General features: G+C 70.5%; 21 protein-coding genes and 1 tRNA gene. 10 read left to right on the plus strand and 12 right to left on the minus strand.

Annotated elements, in window-relative coordinates; genetic code table 11:
• Positions 1 to 27: 27 nt before the first annotated feature.
• From ACIRB4_RS21185 to ACIRB4_RS21210, 6 genes are all read left to right on the plus strand, one after another.
• On the plus strand, positions 28 to 1,740 hold the full coding sequence (locus tag ACIRB4_RS21185; protein ID WP_403293324.1) for a PQQ-binding-like beta-propeller repeat protein: 1,713 nt from the start codon (positions 28 to 30) through the stop codon (positions 1,738 to 1,740).
• A 174-nt stretch (positions 1,741 to 1,914) separates the two neighbouring features.
• Positions 1,915 to 2,604 (plus strand): LuxR C-terminal-related transcriptional regulator, encoded by a 690-nt coding sequence (locus ACIRB4_RS21190; protein WP_403293326.1) that lies wholly within the window; start codon positions 1,915 to 1,917, stop codon positions 2,602 to 2,604.
• Positions 2,605 to 2,755: 151 nt separating this feature from the next.
• Positions 2,756 to 3,799, plus strand: a complete 1,044-nt coding sequence (galT, locus tag ACIRB4_RS21195; protein ID WP_403293509.1) for a galactose-1-phosphate uridylyltransferase — start codon at positions 2,756 to 2,758, stop codon at positions 3,797 to 3,799.
• Positions 3,796 to 4,764, plus strand: a complete 969-nt coding sequence (galE, locus tag ACIRB4_RS21200) for a UDP-glucose 4-epimerase GalE (RefSeq protein ID WP_403293328.1) — start codon at positions 3,796 to 3,798, stop codon at positions 4,762 to 4,764. Before galT ends, galE begins: the two co-directional genes overlap by 4 nt.
• Positions 4,761 to 5,900, plus strand: a complete 1,140-nt coding sequence (gene galK / locus ACIRB4_RS21205; RefSeq protein WP_403293330.1) for a galactokinase — start codon at positions 4,761 to 4,763, stop codon at positions 5,898 to 5,900. The genes galE and galK overlap by 4 nt, the downstream gene beginning before the upstream one ends.
• Before the next feature lie 365 nt (positions 5,901 to 6,265).
• Positions 6,266 to 7,045, plus strand: a complete 780-nt coding sequence (locus ACIRB4_RS21210) for a LuxR C-terminal-related transcriptional regulator (protein WP_403293511.1) — start codon at positions 6,266 to 6,268, stop codon at positions 7,043 to 7,045.
• Here ACIRB4_RS21210 and ACIRB4_RS21215 read toward each other — a convergent pair.
• On the minus strand, positions 7,004 to 7,501 hold the full coding sequence (locus ACIRB4_RS21215) for a MarR family transcriptional regulator (RefSeq protein WP_356889098.1): 498 nt from the start codon (positions 7,499 to 7,501) through the stop codon (positions 7,004 to 7,006). The two genes, ACIRB4_RS21210 and ACIRB4_RS21215, sit on opposite strands and share 42 nt — an antisense overlap.
• 132 nt (positions 7,502 to 7,633) lie before the next feature.
• Here ACIRB4_RS21215 and ACIRB4_RS21220 point away from each other — a divergent pair, with 132 nt between their 5' ends.
• Both ACIRB4_RS21220 and ACIRB4_RS21225 read left to right on the plus strand, forming a co-directional pair.
• Positions 7,634 to 8,476, plus strand: a complete 843-nt coding sequence (locus ACIRB4_RS21220) for a trans-aconitate 2-methyltransferase (protein WP_403293332.1) — start codon at positions 7,634 to 7,636, stop codon at positions 8,474 to 8,476.
• A gap of 183 nt (positions 8,477 to 8,659) precedes the next feature.
• Entirely contained in the window at positions 8,660 to 9,064 is a 405-nt protein-coding gene (locus ACIRB4_RS21225) for a hypothetical protein (protein ID WP_403293334.1), read from the plus strand.
• A 44-nt stretch (positions 9,065 to 9,108) separates the two neighbouring features.
• Here ACIRB4_RS21225 and ACIRB4_RS21230 read toward each other — a convergent pair whose 3' ends face one another.
• Positions 9,109 to 9,783, minus strand: a complete 675-nt coding sequence (locus tag ACIRB4_RS21230) for a TetR/AcrR family transcriptional regulator (RefSeq protein ID WP_403293336.1) — start codon at positions 9,781 to 9,783, stop codon at positions 9,109 to 9,111.
• Positions 9,780 to 10,763: an acyl-CoA desaturase gene (locus ACIRB4_RS21235; protein WP_403293338.1), complete on the minus strand. Its 984-nt coding sequence runs from the start codon at positions 10,761 to 10,763 to the stop codon at positions 9,780 to 9,782. Before ACIRB4_RS21235 ends, ACIRB4_RS21230 begins: the two co-directional genes overlap by 4 nt.
• Positions 10,764 to 11,068: 305 nt before the next feature.
• On the opposite strand from ACIRB4_RS21235, the gene ppc reads away from it, so the two are divergent.
• Entirely contained in the window at positions 11,069 to 13,804 is a 2,736-nt protein-coding gene (gene ppc, locus ACIRB4_RS21240) for a phosphoenolpyruvate carboxylase (protein WP_403293339.1), read from the plus strand.
• Positions 13,805 to 13,875: 71 nt separating this feature from the next.
• Here the strand turns inward: ppc and ACIRB4_RS21245 are convergent, their stop codons facing one another.
• The 8 genes from ACIRB4_RS21245 to ACIRB4_RS21280 form a co-directional block, all read right to left on the minus strand.
• Entirely contained in the window at positions 13,876 to 14,589 is a 714-nt protein-coding gene (locus tag ACIRB4_RS21245; protein ID WP_403293341.1) for an LPXTG cell wall anchor domain-containing protein, read from the minus strand.
• A gap of 153 nt (positions 14,590 to 14,742) precedes the next feature.
• A complete protein-coding gene (locus ACIRB4_RS21250; protein WP_403293343.1) occupies positions 14,743 to 15,186 on the minus strand; it encodes a hypothetical protein in 444 nt (147 codons plus the stop codon).
• Positions 15,187 to 15,225: 39 nt separating this feature from the next.
• On the minus strand, positions 15,226 to 15,822 hold the full coding sequence (gene pth / locus ACIRB4_RS21255; RefSeq protein ID WP_403293345.1) for an aminoacyl-tRNA hydrolase: 597 nt from the start codon (positions 15,820 to 15,822) through the stop codon (positions 15,226 to 15,228).
• A 91-nt stretch (positions 15,823 to 15,913) separates the two neighbouring features.
• Complete coding sequence (locus ACIRB4_RS21260; protein WP_403293347.1) at positions 15,914 to 16,504, minus strand: 50S ribosomal protein L25/general stress protein Ctc; 591 nt, start codon at positions 16,502 to 16,504, stop codon at positions 15,914 to 15,916.
• Between the two features lie 247 nt (positions 16,505 to 16,751).
• Entirely contained in the window at positions 16,752 to 17,726 is a 975-nt protein-coding gene (locus ACIRB4_RS21265) for a ribose-phosphate diphosphokinase (RefSeq protein WP_403293349.1), read from the minus strand.
• 121 nt (positions 17,727 to 17,847) lie between these two features.
• Entirely contained in the window at positions 17,848 to 19,296 is a 1,449-nt protein-coding gene (glmU, locus tag ACIRB4_RS21270) for a bifunctional UDP-N-acetylglucosamine diphosphorylase/glucosamine-1-phosphate N-acetyltransferase GlmU (RefSeq protein ID WP_403293351.1), read from the minus strand.
• 119 nt (positions 19,297 to 19,415) lie between these two features.
• A tRNA-Gln gene (locus tag ACIRB4_RS21275) sits at positions 19,416 to 19,491 on the minus strand.
• 14 nt (positions 19,492 to 19,505) lie between these two features.
• Positions 19,506 to 20,366 (minus strand): hypothetical protein, encoded by an 861-nt coding sequence (locus ACIRB4_RS21280; protein ID WP_403293353.1) that lies wholly within the window; start codon positions 20,364 to 20,366, stop codon positions 19,506 to 19,508.
• 154 nt (positions 20,367 to 20,520) lie between these two features.
• Between ACIRB4_RS21280 and ACIRB4_RS21285 the strand changes: the two genes are divergently transcribed.
• The gene (locus tag ACIRB4_RS21285) at positions 20,521 to 21,864 is read left to right on the plus strand and encodes a sensor histidine kinase (protein WP_403293355.1); all 1,344 of its coding nucleotides are present in this window, start codon (positions 20,521 to 20,523) and stop codon (positions 21,862 to 21,864) included.
• Between the two features lie 42 nt (positions 21,865 to 21,906).
• On the opposite strand, the gene ACIRB4_RS21290 is transcribed toward ACIRB4_RS21285, so the two are convergent.
• Entirely contained in the window at positions 21,907 to 22,398 is a 492-nt protein-coding gene (locus ACIRB4_RS21290; RefSeq protein ID WP_403293357.1) for an SUKH-3 domain-containing protein, read from the minus strand.

The following is a 22,398-nucleotide window of genomic DNA, read 5'->3' on the forward strand; positions in this document are numbered from 1 at the left end:
CCCCGACACTCCAGAGGTATCCACGCCATGACACAGCCACCTCCGCCGCCGAACCAGCCCCCGGGCCCTCCGCCGGGCGGGTTCGGCGCACCGCAGGACCAGCCCCCGGGCGGGTTCGGCGCGCCGACTCCTCCGCCGCAGCAGCAGCCCTCGTACGGCTACCCGCAGCAGCCGCCGACCCAGCCGCAGTACGGCTATCCCCAACAGCCTCCGGCGCAGCCGCAGTACGGCTACCCGCCCCAGCAGCCGTACCCGCAGGCGCCGCCGCCCTCGGGTGGCAAGAAGCTCTCCGCGCAGCTCCAGATCATCATCGCCGCGGCGGTGGCCGTCGTGCTGATCATCGGTGCCGGCATCTGGTACGCGACCTCCGGCGACGGTGAGGAGACGAACAACACCGCGGGCGGCAGCTCCGGTTCGTCCCAGGGCAAGGGCGGTAACGGGCTCGGCGGCGGCGGCAAGGAGAAGGCGCCGGACAACCCCAAGTCCCAGCTGGCCTTCCAGCTGCCCCAGCCCAAGGTCACCGACCTCACGGACATGTCCGGTTCGTGGATCACGGACAAGGCGTTCGTCAAGACGGGCGTCAACTCGATCGTCGGCTACGACCTCGACAAGGGCGCCCCGGTCTGGACCCTGCCGCTGCCCGGCCAGGTCTGCGGCACCTCGCGGCATGTCACCGCCGACAACAAGACGGCCGTCCTCTTCGAGGCGACCAAGCGCGTCGGGCCGCGTTTCTACCAGCCGTGCACCGAGATCGGCGTCGTCGACCTGGGCACCGGCAAGCTGGTGTGGTCCACCGCCGTCACCGGCGGTACGGCCGGCGACCAGAAGGTGAGGTTCAGCGAGGTCACGCTCAGCGGAACGACCGTCGCGGCGGGCGGCACCGACGGCGGCGCCGCCTTCGACCTGGCCAACGGCAACCCGCGCTGGAAGCCGGAGGCCAACGCCCAGCAGTGCTACGACATGGGCTACGGCGGCGGCGAGGGCCTCGTCGCGGCGCGCAAGTGCGGGGAGTACGGCAGCCAGTACGTCGTCATCCAGAACCTCAACCCGCTCACGGGCGCCCCGATCTCGCAGTACAAGATGCCCGCGGGCGTGGAGTACGCGTCGATCGTGTCGACGAAGCCGCTGGTGGTGGCCGCCGACGTCGGCGACGCGGCCGGTGACGGCAGCGGCATCTCGGACTTCTTCTCCCTCGACGAGAAGACCGGCAAGCTCAAGGTGAAGATCGCGGCGGACGCGGAGCGCTACGCGGCCAGCTGCCGCTCCACCAAGGTGGAGTCGTGCGTCAGGGTCGTCGTCGGCAACGGCCGGATCTACCTCCCGACCGAGGAGCACGAGGGCTCCACCGGGGAGTACGGCGACGAGACCAACGAGATCGTCTCGTTCGACCTGGCCACCGGGAAGCCGACGCCGGAGAAGGCGGACGCGGGCGACCGGTACACGCTGGTCCCGCTGCGGATGGACGGCGGCGACATCATCGCCTACAAGGTTCCGCCGTACGACAAGGGCGGACAGGTCGTCAAGATCGACGGCGGGACGATGAAGCAGACGACGCTGCTGGAGAACCCGTCGGACGAGCCCGTACGGGACGCCGAGACGAGCTTCAGCGAGAACGGCTCGGAGTACCGGTACGCGGCCGGCCGGCTGTTCATCTCGCAGACGCTGTTGAGCAAGCCCCGTGAGTCCTCGTCGACGGACGACAAGAAGTACCTGGTGGTCGCTTTCCGGCTCGCGGGCTGAGCATCGCGCGCCGCCGGTCACGGGAAGTGGGCTCCTCCGATCTATCGGAGGAGCCCACTTCCGTAGGTACGGGACGCCGTTCGGCGCACGTGCGGCGGGGGGAGCGTGTAACTTGCCGGGGCATCAGGGTGGCTGGGCCGGTGACGGCTCCAGGGGGGACAGAGGGGTGGCTCGATGGGCGTGCGGCTCATGGTGGTCGACGACCACCGACTGCTGGCCGAGGCGCTCGCCTCGGCACTGAAACTGCGCGGGCACCGGGTGCTCGCGGCGGCCGCCCCGGTGGCGGGCGCGGCGGAGCTGGTGGTGAGCCGGGCGCCCGAGGTGTGCCTGCTCGGCACGGCCGCCCCGGCCGAGCCGGGGGTCTTCGACCCGATCGTCCGGATCAAGCGCGAGCGGCCGCAGGTGGCCGTGGTCGTCCTCGGCCCGGTGCCCTCCCCGCGCGGGATCGCGGCGGCGTTCGCGGCCGGGGCGTCCGGGTACGTACGGCACGACGAGCGCATCGAGGGCGTCGAGCGGGCGCTGGTCAAGGCGCGGGCGGGGGAGGCGGCGGTGGCGCCGCAACTGCTGCAGGGCGCGTTCATGGAGCTCCTGAACCCGGCGGCGCAGCCGGACGACGAGGGGCAGCGGCTGCTCGGGATGCTGACGCCCCGGGAGGTGGAGGTGCTGCTCCGGGTGGCGGAGGGGGAGGACACGCGGGGGATCGCGGCGGGGATGGGGATCGCGCCGAGTACGGCGCGGACGCATGTGCAGCGGGTGCTGATGAAGCTGGGGGTCGGTTCCCGTCTCGAGGCCGCCGCCCTGGCCGCGCGGACCGGCCTGCTGGACCACGCCCCCGTGCCGGGCGCCCGGCGGGAACTGCCCTAGGGAGCAAACAGCCCTCCGTTCGAGGGACCGGCAAGGAGCCCATGACCACACGGTCCGGTGTTCGGCGTTGACTGGGATGTTTGATTGTGGTTCCTTGTGCGTGGTTCCGTTTGGTTCCCCCGCCTGAGGACACCCCGTGGAGAAGAGCCCCGTGAAGAAGACCGTCACCACCCTCGCCGACGGGCGCGAGCTCATCTACTACGACACCGCCGACGACGCCGTCCGCGACGCCGTGGACGCGCGGCCCCTCGACCCCGTGGCGTCCTCCTCCGAGCTCCGTCACGACGCGCTTCTCGGGGACGTCGTCGCCATCGCCTCCCACCGGCAGGGGCGGACCTACCACCCGCCCGCCGACGAGTGCCCGCTCTGCCCGTCCCGGGACGGGCGGCTGAGCGAGATCCCGGCCCCCGACTACGAGGTCGCCGTCTTCGAGAACCGCTTCCCCTCCCTCGCCGGCGGCGCCGGACGGTGCGAGGTCGTCTGCTTCACCTCCGACCACGACGCCTCCTTCGCCGACCTCACCCCCGAGCGGGCCGCCCTGGTCCTCGACGCCTGGACCGACCGGACCGCCGACCTCGCCGAGCTGCCGGGGATCGAGCAGGTGTACTGCTTCGAGAACCGGGGCGCCGAGATCGGCGTCACCCTCGGCCACCCCCACGGCCAGATCTACGCCTTCCCGTACACCACCGCCCGTACCGCCCTCATGCGGCGCAACGCCGCCGAGCACCGGGCCCGGACCGGACGGAACCTCTTCGACGACGTCGTCGCGCGGGAACGGGACGATGCCGTACGGATCGTCCTGGAGACCGAGCACTGGATCGCCTTCGTGCCGTACGCCGCGCACTGGCCCTACGAGGTCCATCTGTACCCGGCGCGCCGCGTGCCCGACCTCCGCGCCCTCGACGAGGGGGCCCGCGACGAGTTCCCCCGGGTCTATCTGGAGCTCCTGAGGCGCTTCGACCGGATCTTCGGCCCGGGCGAGCCGCCGACGCCGTACATCGCCGCCTGGCACCAGGCGCCGTTCACCGGCGAAGAGCGGGAGGAGCTCGCGCTGCACCTGGAGCTTTTCACCGTCCGCCGGGCCTCTGGCAAGCTGAAGTACCTCGCGGGCACCGAGTCCGGCATGGGCGCGTTCATGAACGACGTGCCACCGGAGTCCGCGGCAGACAGACTCCGAGAGGTTGCGAGCAAGTGAGCACATATCTGGTGACGGGTGGAGCGGGCTACGTGGGCGGCGTGGTGGCCACCCACCTGCTGGAGGCGGGCCACGAGGTCACCGTTCTCGACGACCTCTCCACCGGCTTCCGCGAGGGCGTCCCGGCCGGGGCGAAGTTCATCGAGGGCCGTATCCAGGACGCCGCCCGATGGCTGGACGCCTCCTACGACGGAGTCCTGCACTTCGCCGCCTTCTCCCAGGTCGGCGAGTCGGTCGCCGACCCGGGGAAGTACTGGGAGAACAACGTCGGCGGCACGATGGCCCTGCTGGCCGCGATGCGCGAGGCGGGCGTCCGCAAGCTGGTGTTCTCCTCCACCGCCGCCACCTACGGCGAGCCCCGGTCCGTGCCGATCACCGAGTCCGCGCCGACCGCGCCGACCAACCCGTACGGCGCCTCCAAGCTGGCCGTCGACCACATGATCAGCGGCGAGTGCGCCGCCCACGGCCTGGCCGCCGTCTCGCTGCGGTACTTCAACGTGGCCGGCGCCTACGGGGCGTGCGGTGAGCGGCACGACCCCGAGTCGCACCTCATCCCGCTCGTCCTCCAGGTCGCCCTCGGCAAGCGCGAGGCGATCAACGTCTACGGCGACGACTACCCCACCCCCGACGGCACCTGCGTCCGCGACTACATCCACGTCGCCGACCTGGCCGAGGCCCATCTGCTCGCCCTGGGCGCCATGAACGCGGGCGAGCACCTGATCTGCAACCTCGGCAACGGCAACGGCTTCTCCGTGCGCGAGGTCGTCGAGACCGTGCGCAAGGTGACCGGGCACCCGGTCCCCGAGGTCATGGCCGCGCGCCGGCCCGGCGACCCGGCGGTGCTCGTCGCCTCGGCCGACACCGCGCGCGAGCGGCTCGGCTGGAATCCGTCCCGCCCGGATCTGGCGGACATCGTGCAGGACGCGTGGGCGTTCGCGAGGGAGAGGGAGCAGGGACGCGCATGAGCGTGCTGGGGGAGTTCGAGGCGCTGTACGGGGCGGAGCCGGAGGGCATCTGGGCCGCCCCGGGGCGGGTGAACCTGATCGGCGAGTACACCGACTTCAACGACGGGTTCGTGATGCCGCTGGCCCTGCCGCACACGGCGGTCGCCGCCGTCGCCCGTCGTACGGACGGGGTGCTGCGCGTCCACTCCGCCGATGTCGAGGGCGGCATCGTCCAGCTCGACGTCGGCGCGCTCGAACCCCTCTCCGGCACCGGCTGGGCCGCCTACCCGGCCGGTGTCGTCTGGGCCCTGCGCGAGGCCGGGCACGCGGTCACCGGGGCGGACATCCACCTCGCGTCGACCGTCCCCACCGGCGCGGGGCTCTCCTCCTCCGCCGCCCTGGAGGTCGTCACAGGGCTGGCACTCAACGACCTGTTCGGCCTCGGTCTGAGCCGGCCGGAGATCGCCGTGCTCGCCCAGCGCGCGGAGAACGCCTTCGTCGGCGTGCCCTGCGGGGTGATGGACCAGATGGCCTCCGCCTGCTCCGTCGAGGGGCACGCCCTGCACCTCGACACCCGCGACCTCTCCTACCGCCAGGTGCCGTTCGACCTCGCCGCGCGGGGGCTGCGGCTCCTGGTGGTGGACACCCGGGTGAAGCACGCGCTCGGGGACGGCGCGTACGCGGAACGGCGCGCCGGGTGCGAAGCGGGCGCGCGGGCGCTCGGCGTGCGCGCGCTGCGCGACGTGCCGTACGCGCACCTGCCCGATGCCCTCGCACGTTTGGATGACGAAACGGTTCGGCGCTATGTCCGGCACATCGTCTCGGACAACCACCGGGTGGAGCGGACGATCGCCCTCCTCGACGCCGGGGACGTCCGGGCGGTCGGCCCGGTCCTCACCGAGGGCCACCACTCGCTCCGGGACGATCTCCGGGTCTCCTGCGCGGAGTTGGACGTCGCGGTCGAGGCGGCGAACGCGGCCGGCGCGCTCGGGGCCCGGATGACGGGCGGCGGTTTCGGCGGCTCGGCGATCGTGCTGGTGGAGTCGGCGGCGGCCGGGACGGTGGGCGGCGCGGTGGAGAAGGCCTTCGCCGAGGCGGGGTTCGCGCCCCCGAGGATCTTCCCCGCGGTGCCGTCGCAGGGGGCGCGCAGGCTCTGAGCCACCCGCCGGGCCGAGGGGGCGAGGGCCGAGGGTCGACGGGCTTGCCGGGTGCGGGCCCGGAAGGCGGTCCCGTCACCCGGAACATGCCTCGGGAAACGACGACTTCCGCCACGATCGGACACAAGCGACCCCTGCGTCACCCCCGTCTTCCACCAGTTCCGCGATTCGGCTTCCGCCACGGCGCCCCGCCCGTACTCTGATGCGCAGCACCGGTGGGGGCCGGTGCTGATCAGGGGTGAGACCAGTCGGGTACGGCGCCCGGGGTGGGGTAAGGGTCACTGCACGGCGGCGGCCGTGCGACGACGGACCTCCTCCCCGGCGCTGTGCCCGCGCCGGTCCTTCCTCGACACTTGGGGGTGTCCGTGGTCCGTATCCGGGTCCTGGTGGTGGACGACCACCGCATCTTCGCCGAGTCGCTGGCCGCCGCCCTCGCGGCGGAGCCCGACGTCGACGTCTCCGCCGCGGGCAGCGGCCCCGCCGCCCTGCGCTGTCTGGACCGCGCCGTCGCCGAGGGACGCCGCTACGACGTGATGCTGGTCGACGCCGATCTGGGCGCGCCCCCCGGCCCGCCCGCCGTCGCCCGCGCCGTACCGGACAACGCCGAGGGTGCGGTCGACGGCATCTCGCTGGTCGCGGGTGTCGGCGAGGGCGGCCGTCCGGCCGTCCGTACGGTCGTGCTCGCCGAGCGGGATGACGCCCGCCGCGCGGCCCTCGCGCTCCAGGCCGGCGCCTCGGGGTGGGTGGCCAAGGACTGCTCGCTGCAGCGGCTGCTGGCCGTGATCCGCGGCGTCCTGCGGGACGAGACGCATCTGCCGCCGGCGCTGCTCACCGGCGTGCTGCGGGAGCTGACGGCGGCCCGCAGGCACCGCACCGAGAGCGAGGAGCTGGTGGGGTCGCTCACGCCCCGCGAGCGGGAGGTGCTCCGTTGCATGGTGGCGGGCCTGGGGCGCAAGGCGGTCGCCGAGCGGCTGTTCCTCTCCCCGCACACGGTCCGTACGCATATGCAGAACGTGCTCGGGAAGCTGGGCGTGCACTCCACGCTGGCGGCGGTCGCCCTGGCCCGCCGGGCGGGCGTCGGGCCCGCCGAACCGGCCGAGGCCCTAGCCGGGGATGTTGTCGAACGGGGCGGTCAGCTGGCGTAGCAGACCGGCCAGTTCGCCGCGCTGGCTGCCGGAGAGCTGGGCCAGGATGGCCCGCTCCTGGGCGAGCAGCCCGGCGAGCGCCTGGTCGGCCCGGTCGCGGCCCTCGGGGGTGAGGCGGACCAGGACCCCGCGGCGGTCGCTGGGGTCGGGCAGCCGCTCGACGAGGCCCTTCTTGGTGAGCCGGTCGATACGATTGGTCATCGTGCCGGAGGTGACCAGCGTCTGGGTCAGCAGCTGGCCGGGGGAGAGCTGGTAGGGCGCGCCCGCGCGGCGCAGCGACGTGAGGACGTCGAACTCCCAGGGCTCCAGGTTGTGCTCGGAGAAGGCGAGCCGACGGGCGCGGTCGAGGTGCCGGGCGAGTCGTGACACCCGGCTCAGGACCTCGAGCGGCTCCACGTCGAGGTCGGGGCGCTCGCGGCGCCATGCAGCGACCAGACGGTCGACCTCGTCCTCCATGACGATCAGTGTAAACGGTCTGTTGACATAAAGTCTCTTGACGTCAAGATATATTCCGCTGGACTATGGGGAAGGACCGGGCCGGAACCTCGTTCCGCTTCGGTAACTCGTTCCAGCAAGGGGGCTTCGAACATGCATTCCGGACCAGCTTCTGCTTCTGTCGCGCCGACATGGGACCCACAGCAGTACCTCCGTCACTCCGGCCACCGCACCCGTCCGTTCCTCGACCTGCTCGCCCGAATACCGCACCTGCCCAACGGCGACCGTCCCGCTCGGGTCGCCGACCTCGGCTGCGGACCGGGCAATGTGACCGTGCTTCTGGCCGAACGCTGGCCCGACGCCCACATCACCGGCTTCGACCTCTCGCCCGACATGCTGGAACGGGCCGAGAAGGACTACGCCGGCACGACCGCCGGGGGCGGCTGGCTCGACTTCCGGCCCGCCGACGCCGCGCACTGGACACCCGACGAGCCGTACGACCTGATCGTCTCCAACGCGGCGCTCCAGTGGGTCCCCAACCACCCCGAGTCCTTCGCCCTGTGGATCGACGGCCTCCGGCCCGGCGGCACCCTCGCCTTCCAGGTCCCCGGCAACTTCACCTCACCCAGCCACGCCCTGCTCGGGGAGCTCTGCGACACCCCCCAGTGGCGCGACCGCCTCGGCGACGAAGGCCGCCGCTTCGTCCACATCCTCGACCCGGCCGACTATCTGCACCGGCTCACCGACCTCGGCTGCGAGACCGAGGTCTGGGAGACCACCTACTCCCAGCTCCTGCCCGGCGAGGACCCCGTCCTGGACTGGGTCAAGGGCACGGCGCTGCGCCCCGTCCTGACCGCGCTGGAAGGCGACCGGGAGGCGACGGAAACGTTCCTCACCCAGTACCGCGACCTCCTGCGCGCCGCCTACCCACCCGGCCCGCGCGGCACGGTCTTCCCGTTCCGCCGCATCTTCGCCGTCGCCAGGAAGGGAGCCTGACCCATCCTTCGGGGTGCGGCCGGGGGTCCTCGGCCGCACCCTGAATCCATGAGCGGTGGCCGCACGCCCACGGGCCCTCCTCCGGGCCCCGCATGGAGGCAGGGACCGGAGTCGGCCAGGCCGCCACGGCCCGGCGGGCTCCGAAGCGTCCTCACGCACTCGGCGGCGGCGCTCCTGGGCCTCTTGATCGGTGTTCTGATCGGCCTGGCCGGCAAAGGCGAGGACGAGAACCCGCCTCCGCCCGCCACCACGGCGGCACCCACCGCACCCGGTCAGTCGCGGATACCGGAGCGGTCCCCGGAGAGGGCGCCGACACCAGGGGACACGTCCACGGCGTCCGGCGGGGAGATCCCGGGCGAGGGGACCTTCCTCGTCGGGGAGGAGATCGAGCCGGGAACGTACCGCAGTGCGGGCGGAGCCGACGAGAGCTTCCCCAGTTGTTACTGGGCCCGGTTGAGAGGAACCACGGGGAACCCCGACGAGGTGATCGCCAACCATGCCTCCAAGGGGCAGACCACTGTCACGATCCTGGCCAGCGACCGGGCGTTCCTGACGCAGGGCTGCAAGCCCTGGTCGAAGATCGGCTGAGTCGAGCGACCACGGGCGCCCCCGTCCTTGTTCCCGCTGTCGGATCAGCTCTTGCGGTGCCCTATCAGCCGCGGCCTCTGCTCCAGGCCGTCCAGGCCGTGCCAGGCCAGGTTCACCAGATGCGCGGCCACCTCGGCCTTCTTCGGCTTGCGGACGTCGAGCCACCACTGGCCCGTCAGCGCCACGCTGCCCACCAGCGCCTGGGCGTAGAGCGGCGCCAGCTTCGGGTCGAAGCCGCGCGCCTTGAACTCCAGGCCCAGGATGTCCTCCACCTGCGTGGCGATATCGCTGATCAGCGAGGCGAACGTGCCCGTCGACTGGGCCACCGGCGAATCGCGCACCAGGATCCGGAAACCGTCCGTGTACCGCTCGATGTAGTCGAGCAGCGCGAACGCCGCCTGCTCCAGCAGCTCACGCGGATGGCCGGCGGTCAGCGCCCCCGTCACCATGTCGAGGAGCTGGCGCATCTCCCGGTCGACCACGACCGCGTACAGCCCCTCCTTGCCCCCGAAGTGCTCGTACACCACGGGCTTGGAGACCCCCGCCTTCGCCGCGATCTCCTCCACCGACGTGCCCTCGAAGCCCTTCTCGGCGAAGAGGGTCCGGCCGATGTCCAGCAGCTGCTCCCGGCGCTCCGCGCCCGTCATCCTCACCCGGCGGCCGCGCCGGGGCTTGTCACTGCTGCTGGTACCGCCGTCGATCGCCACGTTCTCCATCATGCCGCGTCGGCGGGCTCGCCCCGGCGCCGGGCTTCGATCCGCGACGCGTCCGGCCAGCGCACGTCGTAGGCCCAGCCGAGCTGCTCGAACCAGCGGATCAGCCGCGCGCTGGAGTCGACCTGGCCGCGCAGCACCCCGTGCCGCGCCGACGTCGGGTCCGCGTGGTGCAGGTTGTGCCAGGACTCACCGCACGACAGCACCGCCAGCCACCACACGTTCCCCGAGCGGTCCCGGGACTTGAACGGCCGCTTGCCGACCGCGTGGCAGATCGAGTTGATCGACCAGGTCACGTGGTGCAGCAGCGCCACCCGTACCAGAGAGCCCCAGAAGAACGCCGTGAACGCGCCCCACCACGACATCGTCACCAGACCGCCCACCAGCGGCGGGATCGCCAGCGACAGCGCCGTCCAGCCGATGAACTGCCGCGAGATCGCCCGGATCGCCGGGTCCTTGATCAGATCCGGCGCGTACTTGGCCTGCGGCGTGCGCTCCTCGTCGAACATCCAGCCGATGTGCGCCCACCACAGGCCCTTCATCAGCGCCGGTACGGTCTCACCGAACCGCCACGGCGAGTGCGGGTCGCCCTCCGCGTCGGAGAACTTGTGGTGCTTGCGATGGTCGGCCACCCAGCGCACCAGCGGGCCCTCCACCGCCAGCGACCCCATGATCGCCAGCGCGATCCGCAGCGGACGCTTCGCCTTGAAGGAACCGTGCGTGAAGTAGCGGTGGAAGCCGATCGTGATGCCGTGGCAGCCGATGTAGTACATCGCCACCAGCAGACCCAGATCGAGCCAGCTCACGCCCCACCCCCACGCCAGCGGCACCGCCGCGAGCAGGGCCAGGAAGGGCACCGTGATGAACAGCAGCAGCGCGATCTGCTCGACCGAACGCTTGGTGTCACCGCCGAGCGTGGCGGAGGGCTGGGCGGTGGCGGAGACGAGCTCCTCGGAGTCCGAGGTCACCTGGGGGCTTGTGGTCATGGATGTCCCTGGGGAGAAAAGAAGGAGAGGGGGGAGAGGGGGGAAGGGGGGCTGAGGAGTGAAGAGGGGAGAGGGGGAAATGAGACAAGCGCGGACAAGCTCGGGCGAACACGAGCGTGTGGCTACGCTTCCGTAACCTACGGCGACGTAAGTATGGCAGCGCGGTGGCGCGCGGCAAGAGGGCGCGAACGGGCCACCGGCGGCACCGCCACGGCGGCCACCTATCCTGGGTGCGTCGGACAGCGCGGTCCGCAAGCCTCCAGTACCCCTCCAGACGTGCTCAAACACTGCAAGGAGCCGCACCTGTGAGCAGTGCCGACCAGACCCCCACCGCCAACGCCGAGCTGCGTTCCGACATCCGCCGACTGGGCGACCTGCTGGGCGAGACACTCGTCCGCCAGGAGGGCCACGAGCTCCTCGAACTCGTCGAGAAGGTCCGCCGGCTCACCCGCGAGGACGGCGAGGCCGCCGCCGAGCTGCTCGGCGACACCGACCTGGAGACCGCCGCCAAGCTCGTACGCGCCTTCTCCACGTACTTCCACCTGGCGAACGTCACCGAGCAGGTCCACCGCGGCCGCGAGCTGCGCGAGCGCCGCGCCGCCGAGGGCGGCCTGCTCGCCCGCACCGCCGACATGCTCAAGGACGGCGACCCCGAGCACGTCCGCGCCACCGTGAAGAACCTCAACGTGCGGCCCGTCTTCACCGCCCACCCCACCGAGGCCGCCCGCCGCTCCGTCCTCAACAAGCTGCGCCGCATCGCCGCGCTCCTGGAGACCCCCGTCATCGAGGCCGACCGGCGCCGCCACGACCTGCGGCTCGCCGAGAACATCGACCTCATCTGGCAGACCGACGAGCTCCGCGTCGTGCGCCCCGAGCCCGCCGACGAGGCCCGCAACGCCATCTACTACCTCGACGAGCTGCACGCGGGCGCCGTCGGCGACGTCCTGGAGGATCTCGCCGCCGAACTGGAGCGCGTCGGCGTCGAGCTGCCCGCCGGCACCCGCCCGCTGACCTTCGGCACCTGGATCGGCGGAGACCGCGACGGCAACCCCAACGTCACCCCCTCGGTGACCTGGGACGTGCTGATCCTCCAGCACGAGCACGGCATCAACGACGCCCTCGAACTCATCGACGAGCTGCGCGGCTTCCTCTCCAACTCCATCCGCTACGCCGGAGCCACCGACGAGCTCCTCACCTCCCTCCAGGCCGACCTGGAACGCCTGCCCGAGATCAGCCCCCGCTACAAGCGCCTCAACGCGGAGGAGCCGTACCGGCTCAAGGCCACCTGCATCCGCCAGAAGCTCGTCAACACCCGCGAGCGCCTGGCCAAGGGCACCCCGCACCAGGAGGGCCGCGACTACCTCGGCACCGCCGAACTGGTCCACGACCTCGCCCTCATCCAGACCTCCCTGCGCGCGCACCGCGGGGGACTGTTCGCCGACGGCCGGATGGACCGCACCATCCGCACCCTGACCGCGTTCGGCCTCCAGCTCGCCACCATGGACGTCCGCGAGCACGCCGACGCCCACCACCACGCGCTCGGCCAGCTCTTCGACCGGCTCGGCGAGGAGTCCTGGCGGTACGCCGACATGCCGCGCGACTACCGGCAGAAGCTGCTGGCCAAGGAGCTGCGCTCCAGGAGGCCGCTCGCCCCCACGCCCGCCCCGCTCGACCCGGCCGGCCAGAAGACCCTCGGCGTCTTCCACACGATCAAGGAGGCCTTCGAGCGGTTCGGCCCCGAGGTCATCGAGTCGTACATCATCTCGATGTGCCAGGGCGCCGACGACGTCTTCGCCGCCGCCGTCCTCGCCCGCGAGGCCGGCCTCATCGACCTCCACGCCGGCTGGGCCAAGATCGGCATCGTGCCGCTCCTGGAGACCACCGACGAGCTCAAGGCCGCCGACGTCATCCTCGACGGCATGCTCGCCGACCCCTCCTACCGCCGCCTCGTCTCCCTGCGCGGCGACGTCCAGGAGGTCATGCTCGGCTACTCCGACTCCTCCAAGTTCGGCGGCATCACCACCAGCCAGTGGGAGATCCACCGCGCCCAGCGCCGACTGCGCGACGTCGCCCACCGCTACGGCGTACGCCTCCGCCTCTTCCACGGCCGCGGCGGCACCGTCGGCCGCGGCGGCGGCCCCTCGCACGACGCGATCCTCGCCCAGCCCTGGGGCACCCTGGAGGGCGAGATCAAGGTCACCGAGCAGGGCGAGGTCATCTCCGACAAGTACCTCATCCCGTCCCTCGCGCGGGAGAACCTCGAACTGACCGTCGCCGCCACCCTGCAGGCCTCCGCCCTGCACACCGCGCCCCGCCAGTCCGACGAGGCCCTCGCCCGCTGGGACGCGGCCATGGACACCGTCTCCGAGGCCGCCCACACCGCGTACCGCAGGCTGGTCGAGGACCCGGACCTGCCGACGTACTTCCTGGCCTCCACACCCGTCGACCAGCTCGCCGACCTGCACCTGGGCTCGCGGCCCTCCCGCCGCCCCGGCTCGGGCGTCTCGCTCGACGGACTGCGCGCCATCCCGTGGGTGTTCGGCTGGACCCAGTCCCGCCAGATCGTCCCCGGCTGGTTCGGCGTCGGCTCAGGCCTCAAGGCGCTGCGCGAGGCCGGCATGGACGGCGCCGAGGTCCTCGGCCAGATGTACGAGCGGTGGCACTTCTTCCGCAACTTCCTCTCCAACGTCGAGATGACGCTGGCCAAGACGGACCTGCGGATCGCCCGCCACTACGTCGACACCCTGGTCCCGGACGAACTCAAGCACGTCTTCGAGACCATCGAGGCCGAGCACGCCCTGACCGTGGCCGAGGTCCTGAAGGTGACGGGCGGTCAGCGACTGCTCGACTCCAACCCCGTACTCCAGCAGACCTTCTCCATTCGCGACGCCTACCTGGACCCCATCTCCTACCTTCAGGTCGCCCTCCTCGCCCGCCAGCGCCAGGCGGCCGAGCGCGGTGAGGAGCCGGATCCGCTCCTCGCACGAGCCCTGCTGCTCACCGTCAACGGCGTGGCCGCGGGCCTGCGCAACACCGGCTGACAGCAAGCGCATACGACGGTGCCCCCGCCGGAATCCACGGATTCCGGCGGGGGCACCGCGCGTTACGGAGTTCAGTGCTGCTGGGCCTTGCGGCGACGCATCACCAGGAAGCCACCGGCACCCGCGAGGGCGACGGCGACCGCGGCGATGACGCCGACCGGGGCGCTGGAGCCGGTCTCGGCGAGGTCGCCGGTGGCGCTGCTCCCCGAAGCCGTCGGCCCGGGCTGTCCGGCGGCGGCGCTGTCCGTCGCGGACGGCGTCGCACCCGGGGTCTCCGACGAGCCGGGGGTACCCGGCGTCTCACCGGGCTTGGTGGTCTCCGTACCCGGCTTGGTGGTCTCCGTGCCCGGCTTCGTCGTCTCGGTACCGGGCTTGGTGGTCTCGGTACCGGGCTTCGTGGGCTCGCACTCGGTCTTGAAGACCTTGTGCTTCGGGGCGCCCTTCTTGCCCTCGAAGTCCCAGAACAGCTTGTACTGGCCGTCCGGGAGGGTCATGTCCTCCGTGCGCTCGTGACCGTCCGCGTCGAGCGTGAGCGCACCGGTCTTCACCGTGGTGCCCTTGTCCTGGTCGTTCTTCGCCCAGGCCTTGATCTCCCACTCGACCTTCTGGCCGGCGTCGAACCCGAAGGCGTCGAGGTAGAACGTGCAGACCTTGGGCTCGTTCTTACGGAGCTCCTCGCCGGTCTTGGAGTCGTGGATCTTGACCGTGCCGTTGTCGCCCTTGGGGTCATCCTTGGGGCCCGAGGCGGAGGCGGCGGGCGCCAGCAGCAGAGAAGCGGCCGTCACGGCGGTGACAACCGTGCCGGCGGAAATCAGGGAACGTCGCATATGGGCTGTCCAACTGAGAGTTGAGGGATGCCGTGGGAGGTGGCGGAGGCAGCCTATCCGTAGCTTTAAGCCACCCTTAACCCACCGCCGATAACAATCGGAACGCGACCTTCACAACGCGAAGAACGCCCCCACCAGCAACGCCCCGCCCAACCCCGCCGCCGACCACGCCGTCCGCGTCATCCGCATCCCGCCCCCGATCACCGGCGCCGCCAGCAACAGCGCCCCACCCAACGGCAGCCAGGCGTGCAGACCCCCGCCCCAGCCCGTCCGCACCGCCTCGGACGTCCCCGGCTTCACCACCACCGGCAGCGTCTGGCCCTTGCCCGCCGCGACCGAGTGCTCGATCGTCAGCGTGTGGTGCGGCGACGGCGGACCCGCCGGAACATAACGCCCGCTGCACGTCTCCTCGTTGCAGCCGGTCACCGTCAACGTGCCGTGCTCACGGCCCTTCGGAAGGAGGATGTGCTGCGCCGTCCCCCAGGACGACCACGCGCCCGCGACGACGAGCAGCAGGGCGACCAGAGCCATGGCGGCGTTACGGGCATGCGTCATGACCCGCGATCGTACAGTCGTACCGCCCGCCGGTCCCCGTCAGGAGTTGTACGCGGACTGCGCCCGCTCCAGACCCTCCGCCACCAGACACTCGACCGAATCCGCCGCCCGGTCCACGAAGTAACCCAGCTCCTTGCGCTCCGCCGAGGAGAAATCCTTCAACACGAAGTCCGCCACCTGCATCCGGCCCGGCGGACGACCGATACCGAACCGCACCCGGTGATAATCCGGCCCCATCGCCTTCGTCATCGACTTCAGACCGTTGTGACCGTTGTCCCCGCCACCGATCTTCAACCGCAGCATGCCGTAATCGATGTCCAGCTCGTCATGGACCGCCACCACACGCGCCGTCGGCACCTTGTAGAAGTCCCGCAGCGCCGTCACCGGACCACCCGACAGATTCATGTACGACATCGGCTTCACCAGCACCACCCGGCGATTGGCCGGCCCCACAGGACCCATACGGCCCTCCACGACCTGCGCCTGCGCCTTCTGCGCCCGCTTGAACTTCCCGCCGATACGCTCCGCCAGCAGGTCAACGACCATGAAACCGGCATTGTGCCGATTGCCCGCGTACTCCGGGCCCGGATTACCGAGACCGACGATCAGCCAAGGGGCGTTCGCGTCGTCCGTCATGTGCGTCACGTCTCCTCGTGTACGTACAGAAGAAACGGGGTGCCGGGCCGTCGCGGCCCGTCACCCCGTCACGTCAGGCAGAGCCTACGGCTCAGGCCTCGGCGCCCTCGGACTCACCCTCGCCACCGGCGGCCGGCTCCTCGGCCTGCGCGGCCAGGATCTGGATGACAGCGGCCTCGGGGTCCGTCACCAGGGTCGTGCCGTTCGGCAGCGGGACGTCCTTGGCGTGGATCGAGTCACCGGCCTCCAGGCCCGCGATCGACACCGTGACCGACTCGGGGATGTGCGTCGCCTCGGTCTCGACGGAGATCGTGTTCAGCACGTTCTCGACCAGGAAGCTGCCCGGGGCCAGCTCACCCTCGGTCTCGACGACGACCTCGACGGTGACCTTCTCGCCACGGCGGACGAGGAGCAGGTCGACGTGCTCCAGGAAGCCCTTCAGCGGGTCACGCTGCACGGCCTTCGGGATCGCCAGCTCGGTCGTGCCGTCGATGTCCAGGGACAGCAGGACGTTCGGGGTACGCAGGGCGAGCAGCAGCTCGTGACCCGGCAGCGTGACGTGGACCGGCTCGGCGCCGTGACCGTAGACGACACCCGGAACCTTGTTGGCGCGACGGATACGGCGGGCAGCGCCCTTGCCGAACTCCGTGCGGGTCTCCGTGGCGAGCTTGACCTCGGACATATGCACTCCTCGTAAGCAGAAAAACGGACAGTGTCGGCTACCCGGCCACGACTGGCCTGCTACGAAGAGCGCGTCGATAACGGACCGCCGCACCACACCGGGTACGGCCTCCCTCGCCGAGCAACTACGGCAGTCTACTCGCCGACCCCCGAGCGACCCAATCGATCACCCGGAGCCGCCAGGGAACACGAGAAGAGGGCCGCTCCCCGACCAGTGGGAAAACGACCCTCATCTCCTACGTAACCGCTTACTGCTCCTCGAAGAGGCTCGTCACCGAACCGTCCTCGAACACCTCACGCACCGCACGCGCGATCGTCGGCGCGATCGACAGAACCGTGATCTTGTCCAGCTCCAGCGAGCTCGGCACCGGCAGCGTGTCCGTGAACACGAACTCGCTCACCTTCGAATTCTTCAACCGATCCGCCGCCGGACCCGAGAGAATGCCGTGCGTCGCCGTCACGATCACATCCTCGGCACCGTGCGCGAACAGCGCGTCCGCCGCGGCGCAGATCGTGCCACCCGTGTCGACCATGTCGTCGACCAGGACACAGACCCGGCCCTCCACATCACCGACGACCTCGTGGACGGTCACCTGATTGGCGACATCCTTGTCGCGGCGCTTGTGCACGATCGCCAGCGGCGCGTCCAGACGATCGCACCAGCGGTCCGCCACCCGCACCCGACCCGCGTCCGGAGACACGATCGTCAGCTTGGCCCGGTCGACCTTCGCACCCACATAGTCCGCCAGCACCGACAGCGCCGACAGATGATCCACCGGACCGTCGAAGAAGCCCTGGATCTGGTCCGTGTGCAGATCGACCGTGAGGATGCGGTCCGCACCCGCGCACTTCAGCATGTCGGCCAGCAGACGCGCCGAGATCGGCTCACGCCCACGGTGCTTCTTGTCCTGACGGGCGTACCCGTACGACGGAATGATCACCGTGATACTCCGCGCGGAAGCCCGCTTCAGAGCATCGATCATGATCAACTGCTCCATGATCCACTTATTGATCGGAGCCGTGTGGCTCTGGATCAGGAAGCAGTCCGCGCCCCGCGCCGACTCCTGGAAACGAACGTAGATCTCACCGTTCGCGAAGTCGAAAGCCTTCGTCGGCACGAGACCGACACCCAGCTGATGCGCGACCTCCTCGGCCAGCTCGGGGTGGGCGCGGCCGGAGAAGAGCATCAGCTTCTTCTCGCCGGTCGTCTTGATCCCGGTCACAGCACTGTCTCCTCAGACGTGTTCCCTGGCCGCGACCAACGAGCCTTCGTGCGCGCGTGCGAGCCAGCCGAATTTATGTGCACGTATCACGGTACGCCGAGTTCGACGCACCCGTTTCCGGTCAGCTTTCCCCGGCCGACCCCTCCGAGGCCACCTGAGCAGCCTGCGCCGCAGCACTCCCCGGCCGCTTCCGAGCCACCCAACCCTCGATATTCCGCTGCTGGCCACGGGCGACAGCCAACGCACCGGCCGGCACATCCTTCGTGATCACCGACCCGGCGGCGGTGTACGCCCCGTCCCCGATCGTGACAGGAGCCACAAACATGTTGTCCGAACCCGTCTTGCAGTGAGACCCGACCGTCGTGTGGTGCTTCGCCTCACCGTCGTAGTTCACGAACACACTCGCCGCGCCGATGTTCGTGTACTCCCCGATCGTCGCGTCCCCCACATACGACAGATGCGGAACCTTCGTCCCCTCACCGATCGTCGCGTTCTTCATCTCCACGTACGTACCCGCCTTGGCCTTCGGCCCCAGCTTCGTACCCGGACGCAGATACGCGAACGGACCCACCGACGCGCCCTCACCGACCACAGCCGAATCGGCGACCGTGTTGTCCACCCGAGCACCCCGGCCCACCGTCGTGTCCCGCAGCCGCGTGTTCGGCCCCACCTCGGCGTCCTCACCGACATGCGTCACACCCAGCAGCTGCGTACCCGGATGGATCACCGCATCCCGCTCGAACGTCACCGTCACATCGACCAGCACTGACGCCGGATCCACCACCGTCACACCGGCCGTCATCGCCCGCTCCAGCAGCCGCCGGTTCAGCAGCGAACGAGCCTCCGCCAGCTGCACCCGGTTGTTGATCCCCAGAATCTCCCGGTGATCGGCGGCCACGCACGCCCCCACCCGATGACCCGCCTCACGCAGGATCGACAGCACATCCGTGAGGTACTCCTCACCCTGGCTGTTGTCCGTCCGTACTTTGCCCAGCGCATCCGCCAGCAACCGCCCGTCGAACGCGAACACCCCGGAATTGATCTCCCTGATCGCCCGCTGCGCCTCGGAGGCGTCCTTGTGCTCCACGATCGCGGTCACCGCGCCGGTGGCCTCGTCCCGCACGATCCGGCCGTAACCGGTCGAGTCCGGCACCTCGGCGGTCAGCACGGTGACGGCGTTGCCGTCGGCCGCATGGGTGGCCGCGAGACCCTTCAGGGTCTCCCCGGAGAGAAGCGGAGTGTCACCGCAGACGACCACGACCGTCCCCTCCGGCGCCCGCCCCAGCTCCTCGAGCCCCATCCGGACGGCGTGACCGGTGCCGTTCTGCTCGTGCTGCACGGCCGTACGGGTGCCGGCGTAGTGCGCGTCGAGATGCGCGGACACCTGTTCACGGGCGTGCCCGACGACCACGACGAGGTGCTCCGGCTCCAGCTCACGCGCGGCGGAGACGACATGTCCGACGAGCGAGCGCCCGGCGATTTCGTGCAGGACCTTGGGGGTCTTCGACTTCATGCGGGTGCCCTCACCCGCTGCGAGGACGACGACGGCTGCCGGGCGGTTGGCGCTCACGGGTGTGCCCTTCGGCTTCGGTGGGTGGACAACCGCAGGATACCGGGGGGTTCAGGGGCGGACATGAGTGCGGGTCCTGACCGAGGAGGTCAGGACCCGAACCGAGGTCTTGTGCACTGTGGCTCCCCCGCAAGGATTCGAACCTTGTCCTGCTGGTACCAAAAACCAGTGTGCTGCCAGTTACACCACGGGGGACAGCGCTCCAGACCTTACCGGAGACGTGTCGCTGCCTGGGCAACGATTCCGCTCCACCAGCCTTCGATCCGGCAGTAGAGATCCGCGCTCCCGGCCACATTGATGACCAGGCATCCTCGGTAGTCCTCGCCGACGTTCTTCCGGACCGTCTTGGGGTTGTGCTTCTTCAGGGTCGTCCGCTGCAGCTGGGCATGGTCGAGTCCGACGAGGTCGGCCCAGTAGTGCTCGGCGTCGTGGACCTTCGCCGACTCGTGGATCATCAGCCTGTACTTGATGCGGTGTTCCTCGACCACGAGCAGGCGGAGCCAGGCCAGGAAGGTGAGGATCACGTCCGGGTCACTGTTGACGAAGACCACCCGCTCCCTGCGGGCGTACGGCTTGCTCTTCTGGCCCTCGGCCCAGTAGAGCGCGACGCCTGTCAGCAACAGTTCACGTTCGGACAGCTCGCCGATCGCGGAGTGCGCGGCCTGCTTCGCGGCCTTCCGTTCCTCGTCCTGGGCGGCCCTCAGTCTCTTGAGGCCCGCGCTCATGAGCTCACGGCGCTCCGCGTCGGTATAGCGCGGCTCCGGCTTCGGGAGGTCCCGTACCCACAGGGAGATCGAGCTCTTCGAGCAGCCCAGCTCGACCTGGATCTGGTCGTAGGTCATGCCCTGGGCGCGAAGCTCGCGTGCCCGTGTGCGGAGGTCGTCCTTCGCGCGGGGGCGCTTCGTCCAGTCCGGTGGGGGTTCCCCTTTCACCAGGCGGTTGAGGATGTCGTTGTTGCCGATCTTCAGGCGGTCGCGGATCTGGCGGAGGCTGAGGCCTTCGCGGCGCAGGGCGATGGCTTGTTCGCGCAGGGTGGCGAAGTCGGCGTATCTGCTCGGGGTGGTGGTCATGGGAGCAGCGTCGTCCGGAATGCGGACGTCCGGGTCGAAAATCTGGGCGATTCAACAGTTCGAGGGACTCGTGTGCGCACGTGGTTGACGCGGTCGTCGGGAGGGTCCGGTGGTCTTCGGAAAACGGCTGGCCGTCGCCCGTAGTCTGGGAGTCATGACCACAACGGGGGCGCACCAGGACGCGGCGGGCATGCCCGTGCGCGGTATGTGGTGGTGGGGGAGACGGCGTAGTGCGGTGCTGGACATCGTGCTGGCTGTGGTGTCGGCGCTGGAGTGCGGGCTGGAGGGGGTCCGTTTCGCCGGTGAGGCGTCGTTGCCGGTGCCGGTGGGGGTGCTGTTCGGGCTGGTGGTCGGTTCGGTGCTGCTGGTGCGGCGTCGGTGGCCGATTACCGTCGTTCTGGTCTCGGTGGCGATCACGCCGGCCGAGATGGGTTTTCTGATGGGGATCGTCGGGCTCTATACGCTCGCCGCCTCTGAGGTGCCGCGCCGGATCACGGCCGCGTTGGCGGGGATGTCGACGGTGGCGGTGTTCATCGTGACGGTGGTGCGGCTGCGGCAGGACGTCGCCCAGGCGGATGTGGATCAGCAGGATTTCGATCCGAGTGGTTGGTACGTCCCGGTCGTCTCGCTGTTCATGACGTTGGGGCTGAACGCGCCGCCTGTGCTGTTCGGTCTGTACATAGGGGCTCGGCGGCGGCTGATGGAGAGCCTGCGGGAGCGGGCGGACAGTCTGGAGCAGGAGTTGTCGTTGCTGGCGGACCGGGCCGAGCAGCGGGCGCAGTGGGCGCGGCGTGAGGAGCGGACGCGGATCGCGCGGGAGATGCATGACGTGGTCGCGCACCGGGTGTCGTTGATGGTGGTGCATGCGGCGGCGTTGCAGGCGGTGGCGTTGAAGGATCCGCAGAAGGCGGTGCGGAACGCGGCGCTGGTGGGGGATATGGGGCGGCAGGCGTTGACGGAGCTGCGGGAGATGTTGGGGGTGCTGCGGGAGGACGCGGCGCCGGTACCGGCTCCGGGTCCGTCGGTGGTGCCGTTGGCCGCGGTGGGTGCGGCGGCGGCGGCCGCGGCGGAGGCGGCGTCCGAGGACGGGGACGGGCCGTGTCTGGACGCGCTGGAGGCGTTGGTGGAGCAGTCGCGGCAGGCGGGGATGGCGGTGGAGCTGGTGGTGCTGGGGGAGGCGCGGGCGTACGGCGCGGAGGTGGAGCGTACGGCGTACCGGGTGGTGCAGGAGGCGCTGACGAACGTCCACAAGCATGCGGCGGGTGCGAAGGTCGTGGTGCGTCTGGCGCATCGGGAGGCCGAGGTGGCGATGCAGGTGGAGAACGGGCCTTCGGACGCGGCGGTGGCGGACGCGGATCTGCCGAGTGGGGGGAACGGTCTGGTCGGTATGCGGGAGCGGGTGGCGCGGCTGGGTGGGGTGTTCGTGTCGGGTCCGACGGATGCGGGGGGTTTCCGGGTGTCGGCGGTGTTGCCGGTGGGGGAGGAGCGGGCGGCGTAGGCCGGGCGCGGCGCGCGCGGTGCTGATGCCGCCTGCTCCTCTTCAGCCCATGGCGAGTCGGGTCGGCTCGATGCCGGTGATCAGGGTGGACAGGGCGGTGTCGATGTCGCGGCCGAGGTACCAGTCGCCGGTGTGGTCGAGGCTGTAGATCCGGCCTTCGAGGTCGATGGCGAGGACGGCCTGGTGGTCGCCTTCCTCGCCGAGGGGGGCGATCTGGGTGTCGAGGGCGCGTCCGAGGTCGGCGAGGGTGCGGGCGATGTGGAGGCCGGCGAGAGGGTCGAAGCGTACGGTCGCGGGGGCGATCTGGCGGCCGGCGCCGGGGGCGGTGACGCGGAGGCCGCCGAATTCGGCCCAGGCTTCGACGGCGGCGGGGAAGACGTGGTGCCGGTGGCCTGCGGGGGAGACGTGGGCGCGGAGGGTGTCGGCCCATTCCTCGGCGAGTTTGATGTCCCAGCGGCCGGGCTGCCAGCCGGCCTCGCGGAGGGCGGCGTCGACGTTGACCGGGAATCGGGTGGTGCTCAGGTGGTCGGGCAT

It is taken from the genome of Streptomyces sp. NPDC093600 (genome assembly GCF_044764755.1).
Classification (GTDB): Bacteria; Actinomycetota; Actinomycetes; order Streptomycetales; family Streptomycetaceae; genus Streptomyces.

Coding starts and splice junctions, on each gene's coding strand:
- ACIRB4_RS21185 (WP_403293324.1), top strand. CDS start 28: ATGACACAGCCACCTCCGCCGCCGAACCAGCCCCCGGGCCCTCCGCCG.
- ACIRB4_RS21230 (WP_403293336.1), bottom strand. CDS start 9,783: ATGATGGAGAACGTGGCGATCGACGGCGGTACCAGCAGCAGTGACAAG.
- galK (WP_403293330.1), top strand. CDS start 4,761: ATGAGCGTGCTGGGGGAGTTCGAGGCGCTGTACGGGGCGGAGCCGGAG.
- ACIRB4_RS21290 (WP_403293357.1), bottom strand. CDS start 22,398: ATGCCCGACCACCTGAGCACCACCCGATTCCCGGTCAACGTCGACGCC.
- ACIRB4_RS21215 (WP_356889098.1), bottom strand. CDS start 7,501: ATGGAGGACGAGGTCGACCGTCTGGTCGCTGCATGGCGCCGCGAGCGC.
- ACIRB4_RS21220 (WP_403293332.1), top strand. CDS start 7,634: ATGCATTCCGGACCAGCTTCTGCTTCTGTCGCGCCGACATGGGACCCA.
- ACIRB4_RS21285 (WP_403293355.1), top strand. CDS start 20,521: ATGACCACAACGGGGGCGCACCAGGACGCGGCGGGCATGCCCGTGCGC.
- pth (WP_403293345.1), bottom strand. CDS start 15,822: ATGACGGACGACGCGAACGCCCCTTGGCTGATCGTCGGTCTCGGTAAT.
- ACIRB4_RS21250 (WP_403293343.1), bottom strand. CDS start 15,186: ATGACGCATGCCCGTAACGCCGCCATGGCTCTGGTCGCCCTGCTGCTC.
- ACIRB4_RS21235 (WP_403293338.1), bottom strand. CDS start 10,763: ATGACCACAAGCCCCCAGGTGACCTCGGACTCCGAGGAGCTCGTCTCC.
- ACIRB4_RS21260 (WP_403293347.1), bottom strand. CDS start 16,504: ATGTCCGAGGTCAAGCTCGCCACGGAGACCCGCACGGAGTTCGGCAAG.
- ACIRB4_RS21190 (WP_403293326.1), top strand. CDS start 1,915: ATGGGCGTGCGGCTCATGGTGGTCGACGACCACCGACTGCTGGCCGAG.
- ACIRB4_RS21280 (WP_403293353.1), bottom strand. CDS start 20,366: ATGACCACCACCCCGAGCAGATACGCCGACTTCGCCACCCTGCGCGAA.